Annotated in this window: 16 protein-coding genes; 13 read left to right on the top strand and 3 right to left on the bottom strand. The window is 49.2% G+C overall.

The genetic code is table 11. The annotated features are described in order from the left end of the window. Positions 1-2: 2 nt before the first annotated feature. The 5 genes from ribBA to BLV87_RS04120 all read left to right on the top strand — a co-directional run bounded on the left by ribBA (position 3) and on the right by BLV87_RS04120 (position 5,262). Positions 3-1,109, top strand: coding sequence for a bifunctional 3,4-dihydroxy-2-butanone-4-phosphate synthase/GTP cyclohydrolase II (ribBA, locus tag BLV87_RS04135; RefSeq protein ID WP_093065688.1), 1,107 nt, complete (start codon positions 3-5; stop codon positions 1,107-1,109). Between the two features lie 58 nt (positions 1,110-1,167). After that, positions 1,168-1,650, top strand: coding sequence for a 6,7-dimethyl-8-ribityllumazine synthase (gene ribH / locus BLV87_RS04130; RefSeq protein ID WP_093065686.1), 483 nt, complete (start codon positions 1,168-1,170; stop codon positions 1,648-1,650). A 1-nt stretch (position 1,651) separates the two neighbouring features. After that, positions 1,652-2,131, top strand: coding sequence for a transcription antitermination factor NusB (nusB, locus tag BLV87_RS04125; protein WP_093065685.1), 480 nt, complete (start codon positions 1,652-1,654; stop codon positions 2,129-2,131). Positions 2,132-2,237: 106 nt separating this feature from the next. After that, positions 2,238-2,405 carry a hypothetical protein gene (locus BLV87_RS19240; protein ID WP_175517836.1) on the top strand — a complete coding sequence of 56 codons (168 nt, stop codon included), beginning with the start codon at positions 2,238-2,240 and terminating at the stop codon, positions 2,403-2,405. A gap of 103 nt (positions 2,406-2,508) precedes the next feature. Beyond that, the gene (locus tag BLV87_RS04120) at positions 2,509-5,262 is read left to right on the top strand and encodes a 2-oxoglutarate dehydrogenase E1 component (RefSeq protein ID WP_093065684.1); all 2,754 of its coding nucleotides are present in this window, start codon (positions 2,509-2,511) and stop codon (positions 5,260-5,262) included. Positions 5,263-5,320: 58 nt separating this feature from the next. Here BLV87_RS04120 and dusB read toward each other — a convergent pair whose 3' ends face one another. Next, entirely contained in the window at positions 5,321-6,307 is a 987-nt protein-coding gene (gene dusB, locus BLV87_RS04115) for a tRNA dihydrouridine synthase DusB (protein WP_093065683.1), read from the bottom strand. A 103-nt stretch (positions 6,308-6,410) separates the two neighbouring features. On the opposite strand from dusB, the gene BLV87_RS04110 reads away from it, so the two are divergent. The 6 genes from BLV87_RS04110 to BLV87_RS04085 all read left to right on the top strand — a co-directional run bounded on the left by BLV87_RS04110 (position 6,411) and on the right by BLV87_RS04085 (position 12,930). After that, positions 6,411-7,259, top strand: coding sequence for an ATPase (locus tag BLV87_RS04110; protein WP_093065682.1), 849 nt, complete (start codon positions 6,411-6,413; stop codon positions 7,257-7,259). A 27-nt stretch (positions 7,260-7,286) separates the two neighbouring features. Beyond that, the gene (metA, locus tag BLV87_RS04105) at positions 7,287-8,372 is read left to right on the top strand and encodes a homoserine O-succinyltransferase MetA (RefSeq protein WP_093065681.1); all 1,086 of its coding nucleotides are present in this window, start codon (positions 7,287-7,289) and stop codon (positions 8,370-8,372) included. A gap of 30 nt (positions 8,373-8,402) precedes the next feature. Beyond that, entirely contained in the window at positions 8,403-9,410 is a 1,008-nt protein-coding gene (locus tag BLV87_RS04100) for a hypothetical protein (RefSeq protein WP_245706911.1), read from the top strand. 81 nt (positions 9,411-9,491) lie between these two features. Further along, positions 9,492-10,781, top strand: a complete 1,290-nt coding sequence (locus BLV87_RS04095; protein ID WP_093065680.1) for a DUF1800 domain-containing protein — start codon at positions 9,492-9,494, stop codon at positions 10,779-10,781. Between the two features lie 25 nt (positions 10,782-10,806). Further along, positions 10,807-11,949: a DUF1501 domain-containing protein gene (locus BLV87_RS04090; protein WP_245706910.1), complete on the top strand. Its 1,143-nt coding sequence runs from the start codon at positions 10,807-10,809 to the stop codon at positions 11,947-11,949. 57 nt (positions 11,950-12,006) lie between these two features. Further along, complete coding sequence (locus BLV87_RS04085; RefSeq protein ID WP_093065679.1) at positions 12,007-12,930, top strand: recombination-associated protein RdgC; 924 nt, start codon at positions 12,007-12,009, stop codon at positions 12,928-12,930. Here the strand turns inward: BLV87_RS04085 and BLV87_RS04080 are convergent. Both BLV87_RS04080 and metG read right to left on the bottom strand, forming a co-directional pair. After that, positions 12,905-15,073 (bottom strand): DUF349 domain-containing protein, encoded by a 2,169-nt coding sequence (locus tag BLV87_RS04080; RefSeq protein WP_175517835.1) that lies wholly within the window; start codon positions 15,071-15,073, stop codon positions 12,905-12,907. The genes BLV87_RS04085 and BLV87_RS04080 overlap by 26 nt on opposite strands. 115 nt (positions 15,074-15,188) lie before the next feature. Continuing rightward, entirely contained in the window at positions 15,189-17,240 is a 2,052-nt protein-coding gene (metG, locus tag BLV87_RS04075) for a methionine--tRNA ligase (protein ID WP_093065677.1), read from the bottom strand. 187 nt (positions 17,241-17,427) lie between these two features. Here metG and BLV87_RS04070 point away from each other — a divergent pair, with 187 nt between their 5' ends. Then, the gene (locus BLV87_RS04070; protein WP_093065676.1) at positions 17,428-18,633 is read left to right on the top strand and encodes an Lcl domain-containing protein; all 1,206 of its coding nucleotides are present in this window, start codon (positions 17,428-17,430) and stop codon (positions 18,631-18,633) included. A gap of 257 nt (positions 18,634-18,890) precedes the next feature. Then, complete coding sequence (locus tag BLV87_RS04065; protein WP_093065675.1) at positions 18,891-20,243, top strand: Lcl domain-containing protein; 1,353 nt, start codon at positions 18,891-18,893, stop codon at positions 20,241-20,243. Positions 20,244-20,300 lie beyond the last annotated feature (57 nt).

The following is a 20,300-nucleotide window of genomic DNA, read 5'->3' as shown; positions in this document are numbered from 1 at the left end:
CCATGCAATTCAACACCACAGAAGAAATTCTTAAAGACCTCGCTGAAGGTAAAATGGTCGTCATCGTGGACGACGAAGACCGCGAAAACGAAGGCGACCTGTTAATGGTTGCCTCGTTAACACGCCCCGAAGACATTAATTTCATGGCGAAAGAAGGGCGTGGTCTGGTGTGCCTGACGCTGACCCGTGAACGCTGCAAGCAGTTAAATCTGCCGCTGATGATTTCCGGAACGGATGAGGCGCACACCACCAACTTCACCATTTCCATCGAAGCGGCAGAAGGCGTGACCACGGGTATTTCCGCGTATGACCGTGCGCACACCATTCGTACCGCTGTTGCACCGAATGCATTGCCTAGCGATATTGAGCAGCCGGGGCATATTTTCCCGCTAATGTCGCAACCAGGGGGGGTATTGACACGGGCAGGGCATACCGAAGCAGGTTGTGATTATGCGCGTTTAGCCGGTTTCGAGCCTGCGGCAACGATTGTAGAAATCCTCAATGAAGACGGCACAATGGCACGTCGCCCCGACCTAGAAATTTTCGCCGAGAAGCACGGCTTGAAAATGGGCAGCATCGAAGACTTAATCCGTTACCGGGTACAGCATGAAAAAAGTATCGAGCGCGTGTTTGAGAAAGACGTGCAAACCGAATACGGTGCGTTCCATCTGGTGGCTTACAAAGAATTAGCCAAACACGATATTCACCTAGCCTTGGTTAACGGTGAAATTGCCGCAGATGATACTGTGATGGTGCGGGTGCATTTGGAAAACGAGTTGTGTGACTTATTGGCCTTGAATGAACCGGGTTGTGGTTGGCCGTTACGCAGTGCCATGCAACGCATCCAAAAGGAAGGCAAGGGTGTTATCGTCATTCTGCGTGAGCCTATCCAAACACAAGATGTATTAAATCGTTTGAAAGGGTTTGAATCTCAGCCAGTTGTGCAGGACAATACTCGTTCATCTCCGGCTGAATTGAAAACCTATGGCATTGGTGCGCAAATCCTTTCGGATTTGGGTGTGCATCGGATGCGTGTCATGAGTGCACCACGCCGTTTACACGGCATTGCCGGTTTCGGGCTGGAAATTGTGGATTATGTTCAGGATTAAGTAACACCTCCCCCCAAGGTTTACCTAATTGTTCTTTAAGTGAGTTTAGGATAGTTCAATGAGTTTCAATGTCATCGAAGGTGATTTTGCCCCGCAAGAAGCCAAATACGGCATCGTGGTTGCGCGTTTCAACAGTTTTATCGTCGAAAGCCTGCTTTCCGGTGCGGTCGATGCGCTCAAGCGTCATGGCGGCGTGAAAGAGGAAGACATCGACGTCGTGCGTGTACCGGGTGCTTATGAACTGGCTTTAGTGGCACAGGCCATGGCGGCTAACGGTGATTACGATGCCATTATCGCATTGGGTGCGGTTATCCGTGGTAGTACGCCTCATTTTGATTATGTAGCGGGTGAAGCCTCCAAAGGGCTGGCGCACGTTGGCCTGACCCATGAGTTACCGGTTATTTTCGGTGTATTAACGACCGATACTATTGAACAATCTATCGAGCGGGCAGGCACTAAAGCAGGTAACAAAGGCGCTGAAGCCGCATTGTCAGCTATCGAAATGGTATCGTTGCTGCGTAAGATCAGGAAACCCGCATAACATGGCAGGACGCAAACCCCTCTCTGAGTCCCAGCAGTTAATTGCCCGTCGTCGCGTAGCGCGGCGGCTGGCGATGCAAGGTGCTTACCAGTGGTTGATCACCGGTAACAGCTTTCAGGACATCTACCTGTATTTTCAAGAAGAACTGGAATTAGCGGCAGATTTTCGCAAATCTGACCCGGCATTTTTCCATAAACTACTGCGCTGTGCGATTGAAGGCGGTGACGAGCTAAACAATCGCATTACCCCGCATCTTGACCGTAGTTTGGTACAAGTTGACCCGATTGAACACGCAGTATTGCGGGTGGCGACGTGTGAGTTATTAAACCACCTCGAAACCCCTTACAAGGTGGTGGTGAATGAGTACGTCAATCTAGCGAAAAAGTACGGTGCTGAACAAGCACACAAGTTTATCAACGGCGTATTAGACAAAGTGGCGACTGACATTCGTCCCTTAGAATCAGCCGCTAACCGCAAATAAGCGTTGCTGCAAAAACCTTCCATCGACTCTACACACTTTCTGCACATTTGCACGTTATGCTTATAAAAGTATTTAGTAATAATGATAAACAGGAGAGTGGCGCAACATGAGTCTTATAATAGAAACTGTCAAATACGATAATAAATCTCCCCTGCTGTTCCGGCAGGGGGGGCGTACTCGGCGCGTGGGATATGTTCCGCAGCTACAGCGTGGCGAACGGGTACAACGTTTTCAGCACCGGCTTGAGCGGTTGTTTGCACGGCAGGTGTATTGATCAAGAGGAAACTGAATACCCGCTACCAATCCGGCTGACCTGGGCTATAATGCAGCCATTCATAGCAACGCATAAGAAACACTAAACGGATGGACAATCGGGTATGATGGATGAATCTTTCCTCGACGGCGAGCACGCCCTTTTTCTTGAACAACTCTACGAGCAATACCAGCAAGATCCGGCAAGTATTGACCCGCAATGGCAAGCCTACTTTCAGCGCTTAGATGCTACATCTGTCTCCCATAAGCCAAGCAGCAGTGGCAACGGTAAAGTGTTGGCACAGCGTAGTGAACAATTACACGTTTCGCGCTTGATCAATGCGTACCGCTATTTGGGGCATCTGGAGGCCAATACTAATCCGTTAGGTGATTACGCCTATACCGTTGGTGTGCCACAGTTAATGCTGGAACATCATGGCTTAGAAAATGTCGACCCTGACACGGTATTTGATCCCGGTACTTTCAATATTATTGCCAAGCCGACTTTGGGCAATATTGTCCATGCGCTACGTGAGACCTATGTGCGGACTATCGGTTTTGAATACATGCATATCTTGGATGTGCAAGAAAAACGCTGGTTACAAAAACGTATCGAACCGGAAATGGGACGCGGCAAACTAACCCACCCTGAACGCCGTAAAATTCTCGAACAACTCACTGCCGCAGAAGGTTTTGAACAATACCTGCATCGCCGTTACGTCGGGCAAAAGCGCTTCGGGCTGGAAGGTGGCGAAAGCTTGATTCCGCTATTGCAAACCCTGATTCACGAAGGTGGCAAACAAGGCTTGCAGGAAATCGTTATCGGCATGGCACACAGGGGGCGTTTAAACGTGCTCACTAATGTGCTGTGCAAGCCAGCAGGCGATTTGTTTGGCGAGTTTGAAGGCAAAATCGACGAGACGTATACGGGTGACGTCAAGTACCACAAAGGTTTTTCTTGTGATGTTAGCACCGAAGGCGGCCCTATGCACTTGGTGTTGGCGTTCAATCCTTCGCATTTGGAAATTGTCAGTCCAGTGATGGAAGGTTCGGTACGCGCTCGCCAAGACCGGCGTGAAGACAAAGACGGCGACCAAGTATTAGGTATTTCCATTCACGGCGATGCGGCGTTTGCAGGGCAGGGCGTGGTGATGGAAACCTTCAATATGGCGCAAACCCGTGGCTACCGCACCCGTGGCACGATTCACATTGTCATCAATAACCAAATTGGTTTCACCACCAGCACGGTGTCGGATAGCCGTTCGACCTATTACCCGACTGACGTGGCGAAAATGATCAATGCGCCGATTTTCCACGTCAATGGCGATGACCCCGAAGCCGTGGTGTATGTCACGCAAGTAGCGCTTGAATACCGTCAGCTATTCCAGAAAGATGTGGTCATCGACTTGGTGTGTTACCGCCGCTTAGGGCATAACGAAGCGGATGAGCCGAACATGACCCAGCCGGTGATGTACAGCATTATCCGCAGTTTGCCCAGCACTCGCGCCAAATACGCGCTGCGGCTTGCCGAAGCGGGGGTGGTGAGTGAAGGTGGGGCAAAAGGCTTAATCGACGCTTACCGCACCAAGTTGTCGAACGGCGGCATTACCTGTTGCAATAGTCAAACGCGTACGGGTTTGCCAGCCGAATTGCAGACGCACTGGAAAGTGTATGTTGGACAACCTTGGCGACAACACATTGACACGACGTGCACCGCAGAACGCATTCAAAGCATTAGCGCTCGCTGGATCAGCAATATTCCCGCCGATTTTGTGGTGCATCCGCGTGTGCTCAAAGTGCTGGAAGCGCGGGCGGCAATGGGGCGCGGTGAACAACTGGCAGACTGGGGTTTCGGCGAAAATCTTGCCTATGCGACTTTGGTGGAGGAAGGTTTCGAGGTACGTTTGTCGGGGCAGGATTGCGGGCGTGGCACATTTTCACACCGTCACGCGGTATTGCATCACCAGCAGCGCCGCGAACAGTGGATTCCATTGCAGCATACTGCTGATTTCCAAGCTAAATTTACGGTGATCGACTCGGTGTTGTCGGAAGAAGCTGTATTGGCGTTTGAATACGGTTACGCTACGGCTGAACCGGATACGCTGGTGATTTGGGAGGCGCAATTCGGCGACTTCGTGAACGGAGCGCAGGTGGTAATTGACCAATTCATCAGTTCCGGCGAACAGAAATGGCAGCGTTTGTGCGGGCTGGTGATGTTCTTGCCACACGGTTTGGAAGGCCAAGGGCCGGAGCACTCGTCAGCACGTCTGGAACGCTTTGTGCAGTTGGCGGCACAGGAAAATATGCATATTTGCATTCCATCCAACCCCGCGCAGGTATTTCATATGCTGCGGCGGCAAATGATGCGCAAGTACCGCAAGCCGTTGATTGTGTTTACGCCGAAAAGTTTGTTGCGCCATCCTCTGGCGGTTAGTCCGCTGGAAGATTTCACGTTAGGACAATTTGAAGTGGTGCTGGATGATGTAGACATCACCGATGTGGACGCAAAAGAGCAGGTGAAGCGGGTGATTTTGTGCAGCGGCAAGGTGTTCTACGATTTGTTGGAAGAGCGCCGCAAACAGGCGTTGACGGATACTGCCATTATTCGCTTGGAACAGCTTTACCCGTTCCCTGCGCAAGAATTGGTGGATGTGATGGAGTATTACCCGAACGTTAAAACCGTGATTTGGTGTCAGGAAGAACCTGTTAATCAAGGCGCGTGGAATGGCATTAAACACCGTTTCGAGGCGTATGATTATACCGAAGTGGTGTGTGTGAGCCGCCCTGCGATGGCAGCGCCTGCGGTAGGGTCGTTGTATATGCACCAGCGCCAGCAGCAGGCGTTGGTGCGGGAAGCGCTGGGGTTGAATGGGGATTAATCACTCTATATGTTCCCTGTAGGAGCCTGCTTGGCTGGCTCCTACAAAAAGTTGTTGACTAACTTAAGCGTTCATTCCGCATCAACAACGCCTGAAAATACGTATCCACCGCCCGTGCCTGCCCCGCTGTACTATCCTGCGCATACATAGCCTGCCGGAACGCATTGCTGTCATGCAGCCCATTGGTATACCAAGCAATATGCTTGCGGGCGATACGACACCCCGAATATTCCCCGTAAAACTGATACAGCTCATCCAAATGTTCCAGCAATACCGCGTGGACTTCGGCAACAGTCGGCGGCGGCAATTCCTCGCCCGTTTGCAAATAATGCGCAATTTCTCGAAAAATCCACGGTCGCCCCTGCGCCGCCCGCCCGATCATAAGCGCATCCGCCCCGGTTGCCTCCAGCACCGCCTTAGCTTTTTGCGGGCTATCAATATCGCCATTGGCAATAATCGGCATAGTGACTTGGCGTTTCACTTCGCGAATCAGCTCATAACGTGCTTCACCTGTATACATTTGCTCACGAGTGCGCCCATGAATCGCCAGTGCCGCAATGCCCGCCTGTTGCGCCATGCCCGCGACCCGCAAAATATTTTCTGCTCCATTGGCATACCCCAAACGGGTTTTCAACGTCACTGGTACATCCACCGCCGACACCACCGCATCCAGAATTCGCTTAACCAAATCCTCATCTTGTAACAGCGCCGAACCCGCCAGCTTGCGGCAAACCTTGCGGGCAGGGCAGCCCATATTGATGTCCACAATCTGCGCCCCATTCGCCACCTGATACCGTGCCGCTTCCGCCAACATTTCCGGTTCAGATCCCGCAATCTGTGCAGAAATGGGGGCAAGTTCCCCATCAAAGTTGGCGCGGTACAGGGATTTTTTTTGTGCATACAAGGTCGCATCCACCGACATCATTTCGCTGACGGCATGACCTGCGCCAAAGTGTTTGCATAGGGTACGGAACGGGCGATCGGTCACGCCCGCCATCGGCGCAACAATCAGGTTGTTATCGAGGGTGTAAGAGCCAATTTTCATCGTGTTCAGAAACGTATCGTGGGTGTGCAGTTTAACACGGCAAAACAGTCCGGTTGTGCTAAAGTATCTGGCCTGTGAGAAACCACCTGTACGGAGATTTAGTGTGCGTTTAACCGTAGAACAATACCGCCAATGGGAACACAAAAAAGTCACGCTGCTGGGCATGTCTGGTGTTGGCAAAACCCATATTTCCAGCATGTTACGTGATCATAACTGGTTTCATTATTCCGGTGATTACCGTATTGGTACGTGCTACTTGGATGAAGACATTCTCGATTTGATCAAAGAACAGGCGATGAAAGTGCCGTTCCTACGCGAATTATTGCGCAATGATTGGATCTACATTCGTAACAATATCCGCGTGAATGATCTTGGGCCGGTGCTGTCATTCGTTGGCAAATTAGGCAATCCCGAACTTGGTGGCGTACCACTGGATGCGTTCATCCAGCGTCAGGCGCAATACCGCGAAGCTGAAATTGCCGCGATGCGTGATGTGCCGGAATTTATTCGTAAAGCGCAAATGATTTACGGCTATTCGCACTTCGTCAATGATGCAGGTGGCAGTTTGTGTGAGTTGGAAGAGCCGGGCGTATTTGATTTGTTGGCAGAAAATACCCTGATTTTGTACATCAAAGTCACCACCAAAGATGAAGAGCAAAAGCTCATCGACCGGGCGCGTAGCGACCCAAAACCACTGTATTACCGCCCGAATTTCCTACGCGAACATTTAGCGGTGTACCTGCAAGAGCAGGGGCTACAATACGCCGCCGAAATGATCCCGGATGATTTTACCCGCTGGGTGTTTCCGCGCTTGTTCCATTCACGTTTGCCGCGTTACGAAGCAATTGCACATGACTACGGCTACACAGTTACGTCTGAGGAAGCCGCACAAGTGCGTAACGAAGCCGATTTCAATGCCTTGATTGAAATGGCAATTGCGCGTCATGCATAAGATTGCCGGGTAAGGGGAGGGATTCCTATGCCATTAGTTGCACATACTGCATTACCGACTTTTGAACGCCTGCGTCAAGAAGGTCAAACAATCCTGAGCGAAGATTATGCTTTTAATCAGGATATTCGCGAGTTGCACATCGGTTTTCTGAACATGATGCCGGATGCAGCATTGGCAGCGACCGAGCGCCAGTTTTTCCGACTGGTGGGCGAATCCAATTTGATTGCTCAATTCCATATCCACCCGTTTACACTGGACAGTTTGCCGCGCAGTGCCAAAGCGCAAGCCTACCTCGACCAGTATTACGAAAAGTTTGCCGATTTGCAGGAACAAGGCTTGGATGCGCTGATCATTACCGGGGCAAACCCGACCGCGCAACATTTGGAAGACGAACCGTTTTGGGATGGTTTGTGCGAGGTGGTGGCTTGGGCGCAGGAAAATGTCACCTCTACGTTGTGTTCATGTTTAGCAAGCCATGCGCTGGTGCAACATTTGTGGGGGATCCGCCGCCGCCCGTTGGGATTTAAGCGTTGGGGCGTGTATAGCCATGCTGTTACCATGCCGGAACATCCGCTGGTCAATGATTTGAATACGCGCTTTGATGTGCCACATTCGCGTTTCAATCAGATTGACCGCGCAGAGCTGGAAGCTGTCGGTGTGCAAATATTGGTGGAAAGTCAAGAGGCGGGCGTGCACATGGCGGTCAGCCCTGATCTGTTTCGCATGATTTTTATGCAAGGCCATCCCGAATACGATCAGGTGAGTTTGTTGAAAGAATACCGCCGCGAAACCATGCGGTGGTTTGACGGGACGCGGGAAGATTACCCGCCCTTTCCCGAAAACTATTTGCGTCCCAAAGCCAAAGCGATTCTCACCGAATACCGCTTGGTACAGGAAGCAGCAAAACGCCAAGGCAAGCCCTTGCCGGAGTTCCCCGAAACGCTGTTGCTACCGATGTTGCACAATACTTGGCGGGATACGGCAAAAGTGTTTTACAGCAACTGGATTGGTAAGGTGTACCAAATTACGAATAACGACCGACGCAAGCCTTTTATGGAGGGTGTTGACCCCAATGACCCGTTGGGGCTGCGTCAAGTGTTGGGAATGGGCTAGACTCAGATGATGAGATTCTGGAATGTTAGTTTGCTACTTGTATCGGTACTGCTGTTAGCTGGTAGTGTTAAGGCATTGCTGGATTATTGGCAATACGACGAAATGGCGGCAGATGTGGCACAGTTAATGCTGCACCAAGTCAGTAGCGAAGCAGTGCAGCAACAAGTGCAGGAAGCGATTGCCAATAACAATCCGGCGGATGCACGGATGTACCTAAGCCTCGCCAACACGTTTGGTTACAATCTTGACCCAGCAGTGTTTGAAGCAGAGTTACAACGCTTGGAATCTCCCCTTAACACGGCGCGTCGTACTGTGAATGATTTCGCTAGTGGTTTTTTAGAGGGTGAAGCCAGCAGTGGTGCTGGGGTGGCGGGTGCACTGACGGCTGATTTTACGGTGGTGGGCGATGCACGGGATTTATGGGAGCAGTACCAACTGTATGCGAAAGGTGAGCCTGTTAACGAACTAATTGTGACGTTAGCAGGCGTTGGCGTTGGTTTGACAGCTGCTACGGTCGCGAGTGCTGGAACCGCCTCAGCCGCCAAAGGGGGGATTTCCACCACAAAATTAGCGGCTCGCAGTGGCAGGTTAACGCCTAGTTTTCAGAGATTTCTGCTCAGGCAGGGTTCAGAGGTGTTCGACTATAAAGGGTTTTTATTGTTGGCGCGTGCTGAAAACAATCTGGATGGCATCAGTAAAGCAGCCCTGAAAGCTTATAATCCACAGGCGCTACGTGCGCTTAAGCAAACGGCTGAGAAGGTGAATACAATTCGTAAGTCCAGTTCTACTGCTGATGTTGTGCAAGTCTTGAAGTATGTCGAACAAGGTGAAGATTTGATTAGACTGGAGAAAATCAGTTTAAAATATGGTACGCAAACCAAAGGAATCATGAAGTTACTGGGAAAAAGTGCCTTAGGTACTATAAGGGTATTACGTAAAACGACTGAACTTGTGCTCAGTATTATTGCCTCACTTGTATCGTTTATCGTGTTTTTGATTTCGCTTAGCGGTATGAAGATTGAAAAACAATCTCATTAATCTACTGTTAAGGATGAAATTTAAGCTAAACTTAGCACCCAGTTACGTTACTATTAATATTATTTTTAGCGCAGTAAAGTCATGGGATTACTTGCTTTTAAAGATGCGGCTCATCTTGTTTCTCGCACCGGTTTAGGTGCGGAATGGGATGTTATTAAGCAGTTAGAAGGCCGCTCTAAGCAGGAAGCTGTTGAATGGGTGTTAAACCCTAAACTGAGTACCTTAAAGTCTGCACCTCCTATGACGCCGTGGTTAAAACTTGAACCTATGCGTTTGACTGACATGAAAAGCCGTAATTCAGCTTGGGCTATTTCACAACGTGAAGGGAAACGCTTACAAGCATGGTGGGTGGAGCAGATGCTGGCAACACGTACCCCTTTTCTCGAACGTATGACTTTATTTTGGCATAACCACTTTACTTCTTCTATTCAGAAAACTTTGCAACCCAGCTTGTTATACCAACAAAATCTGTTGCTGCGTCGCCATGCACTCGGTAGTTTTGCAGAATTACTGCAAGCGATTGCCCGCGATCCCGCCATGTTGGTGTATTTGGATGGTCATCAAAACAGTAAAGATAAACCTAACGAAAACTTCGCCCGTGAATTGCTGGAATTATTCACTATTGGGCGAGGGTATTACCGTGAACCGGATGTGAAAGCGGCTACACAAGCCTTCACCGGTTGGCGTGTTGACTATCAAACAGGCAAGTTTGTGATTCGCCCAGCCGAACATGCAGGAGGGCAACATACTTTTCTGGGGAAAACGGGGAGTTTTACTGGTGATGCCATTATTAAAATATTGTTGGAACATCCCCGTACTGCCGAAAATCTTACCGAAAAGTTTTGGTTAGCGTTTGTCAGTAATCGTCCAGATCAGGTATTGATTCGTACTTGGGCACAACAATTGCGGCAATCGAGTTATGACATCAAAGGCTTAATGCGTACGGTGTTGAACAGTGATGCTTTTTGGATGCCTGCTAATCGGGGGACGTTGGTAAAGTCTCCCGTGGAATTGGTTATCGGTACGGTACGGATGTTGCCTTACCCGCGTGAATCCACTCAAGAAATGCTGAATCTGTGCCGCCTGTTGGGGCAAGAGCTGTTTGACCCGCCAAACGTAAAAGGTTGGAAAGGTGGAGAACACTGGATCAGTACCCAAACCCTGCTGGTACGTAATGCCTTCCTTTCTAAGTTGTCGCGAGGCAATTTAAATGAAAAAGTGGCTAGTGGTGTTGCCATTCCCGATGTGCCAGCAGAACAACTAGTGGAATGGCTATTGCCGGTTAAACCCTTAAAACCGTTGCCAGAAACACCGGGAGCACGCCGTTTAGTGCGCTCTTTATTGCTTGATCCAGCGTTTCAAGTCACCTGATACACTTTATGCGGATGTTGATTACATGAACCGTCGCGAATTTATGGGAATGGCAGCATTGTTGCCGTGGTTGGGGGGTTTTCCCGGAGAAGTGTTGGCAGTGCCTGCGCGTCCACAGCAGCGTATTTTGGTGTTAGTGAAGTTAGCAGGGGGGAATGATGGGTTAAATACCCTGATTCCGCATGCTGACCCGCTGTATTACCAATACCGCCCAAGCATTGGTGTTCCCAAGCATCGAGTGTTGAATATTGGCGAAAACCAGGGTTTAAATCCTTACCTGAAAGCGCTCAAACCTTGGTGGGACAAAGGCAGCATGGCTTGGGTACAAGGTGTTGGGTATCCGCATGGAACGCTGTCTCATTTCCGTTCCAGTGATATTTGGGAAACTGCCGTGGATGCGAGTCAATATACCGATACTGGCTGGTTAGGTGCTTTACTGCCCGAGTGTAAGCCCGGTTTGCACGGGATTGCTATTGGTGAGAATAGCGGCCCGATGGCAGGGAAAAATTGCAATACCATTGCGATGCAAAGCCCGCAATCATTTCTCAGCCAAATCAGTTTATTGGAAGATATTCAGCCAGTTGCCACGAATTCAGTACTGGCGCATGTGACTAATGTGCATCACCAGTTGTATGCGGCAGGTGAACAGTTAAGTAATAAATTACAGCGTCCGGTGACGTTGGGAATCCCTTTTTCCACCAGTAAGTTAGGGCGTGATTTGGAAGCGGTTGCTAAAATGATCCTTACTGGGGTTGATGCCGCTGTGTATATGGTGACTTTGGATGGCTTTGATACGCACAGTAACCAAAATGCGGTACAAAGTAACTTGTTACATCAATTGGCGGGGGCACTGGATTCGTTTGCACAAGCGATGCAACGCGGCGGGCGCTGGAATGATGTCATGCTGATGACTTACTCAGAGTTTGGGCGTCGCGTGCAGGAAAACCACGGTAAAGGTACTGATCACGGTACTGCTGGGGTGCAATTGGTCATGGGAGGCAAGGTTCGTGGTGGTTTGTATGGTGAGCCGCTGGATCTCAGCCATTTAGATAGTGATGGCAATCCGCAACACACGGTTGATTTCCGCACAGTTTATGGTACGGTAGCCCAACGTTGGTTAGGTCAGCCTAACCCATGGAGTCAGTTTGGTACGTTGCCGTTTGTTTAAGTCTGACCGGCTTTCCGGCATAATCCGCCTTCCTAAGTATCATAGAAAGGCATCCTCATGTGGTTCAAAAACCTGTATCTGCTGCGTTTGAGCAGTGATTTTACCCTCACGCCCGAAGCACTACACGAAGCCCTTGAAAGTAAACCCTTTCTAGGGTGTGGTAATGAATTACGGGAAGCCAGCGGTTGGGTATCGCCGTTTGGGCGTAACAGTGAGCAACTGGTACTCGCGGCGAACGATTGTATGCTGCTGACTTTGGCGCATCAGGAAAAGCTGCTTCCGGCTTCGGTGGTGCGTGAAGAACTCGATGCTGTCGTTGCTGAAATTGAGGAAAAGGAATCCCGCAAGATGGGTAAGCGCGAAAAGCAGGATTTACGTGATGAGATTGAGTTTGAGCTATTACCGAAAGCTTTCACGCGCACGAAAAAAATGGATGCCTGGCTTGATCTACCCAATGGTTGGATGATTATTAATAGCTCATCTAATACGCCAGCCGAACGTTTGACGCATTTATTGCGCAATACCTTAGGGAGTTTGCCAGTTACGCCACCGAAAACCGATATGAGTCCAGCCGTGCTCATGACGCAATGGTTAGCCGATGATCATACATTACCCGCACCGTTTACCTTGGGTGAAGAGTGTGAGTTGAAGGGAGCGGGCGAGGAAAAAAGCGTGGCAGTGTTTAAACGTCATGAACTCATGTCTGAAGAGGTGCAGGCGAATCTGGCGGCGGGCAAAACTGTTTCTAAGTTAGGGTTGGTGTGGGCTGACAAAATCAGTTTCATGCTAACTGAGGATCTTGGCGTGCGGCGGGTGCGTTTCCTGGATGTGCTGGTCGACAACCTGAAGGATGCTGACCCGCAATCTCACGCTGAAAAACTGGACATAGAATTCACTCTCATGACTGGGGAAGTCACCCAGTTGTTGGCTGACTTAATGCAGTGCTTTACGACTGTTACAGAAGTTGCAGAGCCTGCTTAACAGTCTCGATCCGCGCTGTCTGGTTTGCCAGTGCAGTCGCGGGCATCCCTCCCAAGGCATACCATTGTTTTAATACGGATAGCGCATGAGTGTTGGGGGCGTGATTATCTTTACGACTGCTCATGATTTCTGCAAGTTGTGACACTTGGTACTTTAAGCGTGCAGCCTGAAATTCGGTGGGGGTTTCTAGCCCTAAGAGAATTTCTAGTTGCAAACAGAGTAACTCACCCGTGCTGCGGTTGCTAATCTGTTCATCAGCACTGGTATCTGCCTGTTTAGTGTGGGTAGATTGTACGGCAAGTGCTTCCAGTTCTGCGCGTTGCTGTTGGTGACGTTCCAGTTCGTATTGACGTTGTTCTTCTATCTGGCGCGCTGTTTCAGCAAGTTGGGCATTACGTTCTTGCTGTTGCTGCTGGCGTTCTTCACGGGCACGAGCAAATAACCTATCCATCGGTTCGCGGAATTGTTTCCACAAGCGTTGTTCATCGGCAGGGCGTGAACTGAGCGTAATGTGCCATTGGGTTTGTAAAACTTTGGCTTGCTCAATGGCTTGGGAGGTATTAGGTGAGTCTAGCAGGGCTTTGGCTTGTTCAACCAATTGGGTGCGTTCCTGCCAGTTACGGTTACGTTCTACTTTGAAGTGTGCTTCGAGTGCATCCATCGCGTTATTAAAGCGTTCGTTGACGCTTTTCCAATCTTTGTGACTGACCGTCCCTGCTACTTTCCATTGTTTGCGACACTCATTCAACGCGGTTTGCAGTGCCCGCCAGTCTGCGTGTTCCCAGTCAGTTGCAGCGTTTAGCGCTTCTAGTTGAGTGCAGATAGTGTTGCGTTGCTCCAGATTGGCGGTACGTTGCTGCGCTTGTTCGGCAAAGTATTGTTTGCTGGGTTCATAGGCAGCCGTGGCGTTGGCATCAAACGCTTTCCAAAGGGTATGTTGTTGACCGGGTTCAAGCTGTGAGAGCTTGCGCCATTCTTCACGCAGGGAATGAATTTTTTTGGCACGTTCTTGCGGGTCAAGTGCATCGTCAGCACGCAAATGTTCAGCAGTTTCGATCAGTTGTTTACGTACTTGGTCGGTACCCCAGCGCCGCCAGTCTTGTATCTCACGTAGGCAAGGTGCCAGCGCTTGCAGACGTCGTTGGAAAAATGCTTGTTCTTTACTGGGGAGGTGCGCGGCATTTTTGAGGTTTTCCCTGAGTGATTTATGCACCTCAATGGCTTCACTGTATTGTTCACTCTCTAGGTGAGCTTCCAGCGTTTTTAATGTGTTATGTAATATCTGTAACGCTTGTTGTTGTTGAGTCTGTTGTTGCTGACGCTGATTACGTGCTGCGGCTTCGCGCTGTTGTTCGCGCTCTCGTTGTTCTTGAACGGCTTGTGCGCGGGCTTCTGCTTGTTGTTGGGCTTCCGCTATGAGGCGGGCTTGTTCAGCAGCTTGTTCGGTAAGTTGTTGTTGTTGCTGGGCTTGTAGCGTTTCCCATGTTTGCAGGCGTTGCTGAAAGTTTGCCAATGCCTGTTGGAAACGTTGTTGTTGAGCCTCGTCAGTGGTTTTACTGAGTTTTTGCCAACGTTGCTCAAGTACTTTTGCGTGTGTTTTGTCTTGTAGCCAGCGTTCGGTTTGACCGAGGTTTTCTGCTTCAACACACAGTGATTCTATGTTGGCTTGTTGTTGCTGGAAACGCTGTGCAGCATCTTCACGCTCTTTAAGGTGTTGACGTAAGCGCTTGTTTTGCTTGCCGTGAATTTTCTCCAAGGTTTTAAGTTTTTCGAGATCGTTGATTTGTGTAGAGGCGATGTACTGGATTTCTTTAGAGGTATCGTTACTGGCAATCGCGAACAATAAATCCTGATCATCAAGCTTAGCAATGGCTTGGTGGCGTAGTTTAATTCCCCGTAATTGGTCACGGGCAATGCTACGCAGTAGTGCTGGATTTTGTAGCCATGCGAATACCTCTGTTAGCAGATGATCATGATGATGATCTGTTGCCGCTAAAGCAATCACGCGTTGGCGGGATCGTTCACCAATAGAGCCAGAAGTATGCCCCAGTTGCACCAATGTCGGGAGGTGCTGTAACCGGGTAATCGCTTCCATGCGTACATCGTTATCAGGATCGCTCTGCGCAATCTTGATTAGTTCCACACTGTTACCTGCAAGGCTGCTCAGTGATTTTAAGCGAACATTGGCATCATGATGTTGCCATTTAGGTTTAAAGAACTTCCCTAACATAATGTTTAATGTCGTCTTATTGTTTGCGTTATTTTACGCGCATTCCAAGTTCTGCACCTGTGTCGGGTGTCAGGATGAATAGATCTTTGCCACCGGGGCCTGCTGCCAATACCATCCCTTCGGAAACGCCAAACCGCATTTTGCGTGGCGCGAGATTAGCAACCATGACGGTGTAGCGGCCTTCCAAGTCGACTGGGTCGTAAGCTGATTTTATCCCAGCAAAGACATTGCGGGTTTCGCCGCCTAGATCAAGGGTCAATTGTACCAGTTTGTCTGCGCCTTTGACGTGCTCTGCTTTAACGATTTTGGCAATGCGTAAGTCAATTTTAGCAAAATCATCGTAGTCAATCGTGGGGCTGATGGGATCAGCGCTTAGATGTTTGCTGTCGCTCCCTTCGGCTTCGCTCAGGGAGCTGCTTTGGTTGCTGAGCGTAGCCGAAGCATTGTCTTCGAGCATCGCCGTGACCATCGCCGGTTCAACGCGGGTCATCAGGGCTTTGAATGTCGTGATTTCGCAGCTAGTCAGGGGAGTAGCCACACTTGCCCAGGTCAGTTCGCCCGCATTAAGGAAGCTTTCTGCGTCGATAGCCAGTTGTGGCAGCACTGGCTTGAGGTAGCCAACAATCGCACGGAACATATTGATGCCTTGGGTGCAAACGCTTTGTACGTCAGCAAGGCGTGCTGGGTCTTTGGCGAGTACCCACGGTTTTTGTTCGTCAACGTATTGGTTGGCTTTGTCGGCTAAGGCCATGATTTCGCGCATGGCTTGACCGTAGCGGCGGGTTTCGTAAAGTTCAGCGATGCGTTCAGAGGCATCGCTGAATTCCTGATATAACGCGGTGTCGGGCAGCGTATCAGCCAGTTTGTTGTCAAAACGCTTGTTGATAAAACCCGCGCAACGTGAAGCAATGTTAACCACTTTACCGACTAAATCGCTGTTCACCCGTGCCACGAAATCTTCGAGGTTAAGGTCGATGTCATCCACGCCATTGCTGAGTTTGCTGGCGAAATAGTAGCGTAACCATTCTGGGTTTAAGTGCTTGAGGTAGCTTTCCGCTTGGATAAATGTGCCGCGTGATTTGGACATTTTCGCGCCATTTACCGTCAAAAAGCCGTGGCAATGTACGGCACTGGGGGTACGGAAGCCCGCACCGTGCAACAGGGCAGGCCAAAACAGCGTATGGAAATAGGCGATGTCTTTACCAATGAAGTGGTACACCTCGGCGGTGGATTCGGGTTTCCAGAAGCTATCGAAATTCAGCCCAATGCGGTCACACAGGTTCTTGAAACTGGCTAAATAACCAATCGGTGCATCCAGCCATACATAAAAATATTTATCGTCGGTATCGGGGATTTTAAAGCCCCAATAAGGTGCATCGCGGGAAACATCCCAATCACTTAGTCCTTGATCGGATTCAAACCATTCCATTTGCTTGTTGGCAATTTCTTTTTGTACCGCGCCACTGGCGAGGAATTCGCGTAAGAACGTTTCAAAATGCCCCAGCTTAAAGAAATAATGTTCAGTTTCTTTTTCAATCGGTGTCGTACCTGAAATCGCTGAAACTGCGTTTTTCAGGTCGGTAGGCGAATAGGTGGCTCCACAGGCTTCGCAGTTATCACCGTATTGGTCTGCTGCACCGCAGCGAGGGCATTCACCTTTGATAAAACGATCGGGCAGGAACATCTGTGCTTGCGAATCATAAGCTTGTTTTATGATTCGCTTTTCAATATGACCGTTATCACGCGCTGCTTTGTAGATGAATTCGGCAAAGTGGCGGTTTTCATCTGAATGCGTGGTGTAGTAGTTGTCAAAGGCAATAGTGAAACCTGCAAAATCACGTTGGTGTTCTGCACCGATGCGGGTAATTAGTTGTTCTGGGGTAATGCCTTCCTGCTGGGCTCGCAGCATGATCGGTGTGCCGTGGGTGTCATCAGCACACACATAGTGGCATTCGTTGCCCCGCAGGCGTTGGAAGCGTGCCCAAATATCAGTCTGAATGTATTCAACCATGTGACCAATATGGATGGGGCCGTTGGCATAGGGCAGGGCGCTGGTGATCAGTATTTTTCTTGGTTGCATGGCTGTCTTTGGCTAGTTCTGATTGGGACGCAATAAAGTAGCAGGTTGTGGGGGTTTGTGCTACTACCGAACCGGATACCCGGTCAATCTAGCCATTAATATATTTGATTAATGTTTTACCCATTAATTGAATATAATATTTGATTGATATCATAAACCAAGATTAATCACTTATATGGAATAAGCCATGGATATGAAGAGAGTGTTGACCGGTGTCGTCATACTATCCGTTTTAACAGGATGTGGCGGTGGAGGTGGTGGATTATCAGCAGAAGATCAAGCTGCACAAGCCGCTGCTGCCGCGCAAACCATTGCTTCTGCTAAAGAGATCATCAGTACGACTGTCCCCAAGGTAACTAAAAGTGCCAGTGACGCGAAAACCGCTAGTATCGCAGTAGCAGCCCTAGCCACACCTGTGGAACAACAAGCCACCACTTATCAAGATCAGGGTGTCATGACTGCGCTGAACGCCTTGAAAGGCTATGTTGCACAAGCGGCTGAAAGTGCTGCACAGGCAGAGACACAGCAAGCCTTGGTCACTAAGTTGCAAGCTGATACACAAGCCTCTCAAGACTTGGCCTTGCTTCAACAAGCGGCGCAGCAAGTACAGCAGGCAGCCTCTTTAGCAGAACAAGCACGTATAACCGCAGAAAAAGCCTTGCAGGATGCACAAACGGCGCTTGCCAGTCTAACAAGTGCGATCAAAGAGGCTGAAGCTGCTAGACGTTACACCAAATTGGATGCCGGTGGTAATACATTGCCAGCATCCGCCCCATCTTGGGCTTGCGTAAAAGACAATACCACCGGTTTAATTTGGGAAATGAAAACCGATGATGGTGGCGCTCGTGATAAGGATTGGCGCTATAAACACATGCATAATTCTGGTGGTTACGCCATTACAACGGATTTATACGGGAAACTGCTTTGCAATGGTGTATTTTCCTGTGACCCCTACAGCTACATTGACATGATGAATCAGCAGGTTGGGCTATGTGGTAAGAATAACTGGCGTCTACCTAAAATGGGCGAATTGGGTTCTATTGCCCAGATTAATGCAGATGAACGCCCACCGCATATTGAAAGAAGTATTTTCAAAGACCTTCCTGATGCGAAAGCGGCTTATTGTTCTGAAAACATGATTACTGATCCAAATCAGTGTGGATACACCTCACTTCCTAACCCTGTCCCCCGTAATCCCGATGGGCGCATCGAGTGTAACTACCAAGGTGTGGATTTTGGTAACGAATTTTTACCAAATCTGCCACATGACCGACCTCACCTCGAACTCAGTATTGCTGTGGCATTACGTCACTACGGTGAAGTGGCTGATGGGAAGGATTATGCTTATGGGGCTGCTAACTGGCTTTGCAGCACTCGGTTGGTGACCCAGTAAATTTGTATACTGTCACTGTAAGGGCGGCCTGTTAACGGGTCGCCCTTTTCATTTTGATTCTGTGCCGTATAGCGGCTCAAACCCGCCAATTAATAAAATTAATGTATTAGTAATAATAAATTTAAATGAAAATGTTGATCGCTAACACATATTAAACCATCTATTGATGATTTAATTATTTCTATCAGAGAAGGTTCTGACCACATAGCCTTGGCTATTTTACCCCAAAGTTTCATTGTTCATCGAGGGATAGCGTAATGAACACAAACCCATTGGTTGTTAATCTATTTAACAGCACGCACCGCAAGCATAGTGTGTTGTTGATGACTAGTATTCTGACTGTATCACTGTTAACAGGTTGCGGAGGAGGTGGTGGTACTTCAACGCAAGCACAAGAAGCAACGCAGTCAACTACCCAAGTTGCAGCTAACGCTTCCACGACTACTGAAACATCTGCTCAGACTGCTGCTAATCAGACGGCAGCAGCGGAGCAAGTAGCCGCAGCACAAGCAGCCGCAGCACAAGCAGCGAATCTGGCTAAGGCTCAGGAGTCGCTTAGTGAAGTCGTTACTAAGGCAGTGAGTGAGGCACAAGCGGCTAAAGAAGCCAATGTTGCCATTACAAATTTGGCTCAACAAGCAGAAACTGCTGCTGCGTCTTATCCGGCAATAGCACAATCGCAGCCAATGACCAATATTAAAAGCTATGTTACGCAAGCTGCTAAGGAAGTGACTAACGCAACCACCCAGCAAACCATCGCTGAGCAAGAAAAAGCTAAGGTGCAAAATTCACAGGATCTGGCTGCCATAGAGCAGGCGACTACAAACGCTGAAGCTGCTGCCACCAAAGCAAAAACGGCTAGACTGGCTACGGAAACAGTTTTGAATAATACATGGGCAGCGGTGTATCAGATAAAAGCAGCCATTGATCTTGAGTCATCCATGGCGACTATTCCTGTAATACCTGCTAATGCTGAGAAGGTGGCAGGGCGTTATGTTAAGTTGGATAATACCGGCAAGCCTCTGGCAGCGACCGCTACGAACTATTCATGCGTTAAAGACACACAAACCAATTTAGTCTGGGAAATCAAAACCAATGACGGTGGTTTGCGGGATAAAGATTGGCGTTATCGGCACTTTCATAACTATAGCGGCTATTGGGGAACCGTGAGCGGTTATGATGGTTCCACATTATGTGCAGTGCTAGGCTCTTGTGATGCGTACAGCTATATGGAAACGATCAATAGCCAAGGTATCTGTGGCAGGAAAGGTACTTGGCGTTTACCCGTGAATGGTGAGTTGGGAAGTATTGCGCAAATCAATACAGGTGGTACTCCCCCGCATATTAATTTGTCAGTTTTTTCTGATACGGCTCAGATTGCCAGAAAGTCAGCTTACTGTTCCATGAATACGAATACTGGTGTGGATGCTGAACATAATTATCAAGGGGTTGATTTCACAATGCCACTGATAGATGGCGTTCAAACGCGCCCTAATCTGGAAAATAGCATTTTAGTTGCCTTAAGGTTGCACGGTGAAGTGCAGGATGGTTTATCCATCTATCCAACTGCAAACTGGGTTTGTTATACCCGTTTGGTGAGTGATAAGTAAGAACACTTCGCTAGGCGCATGAAAAAAGGGCGATTCGTACATTAACGAACCGCCCTT

The sequence above is a fragment of the Thiothrix caldifontis genome, from assembly GCF_900107695.1.
In the GTDB taxonomy this organism is placed as follows: domain Bacteria; phylum Pseudomonadota; class Gammaproteobacteria; order Thiotrichales; family Thiotrichaceae; genus Thiothrix; species Thiothrix caldifontis.
The sequence above is the reverse complement of the archived record's forward strand: the minus strand, read 5'-3'. Positions and strand labels throughout refer to the sequence as shown.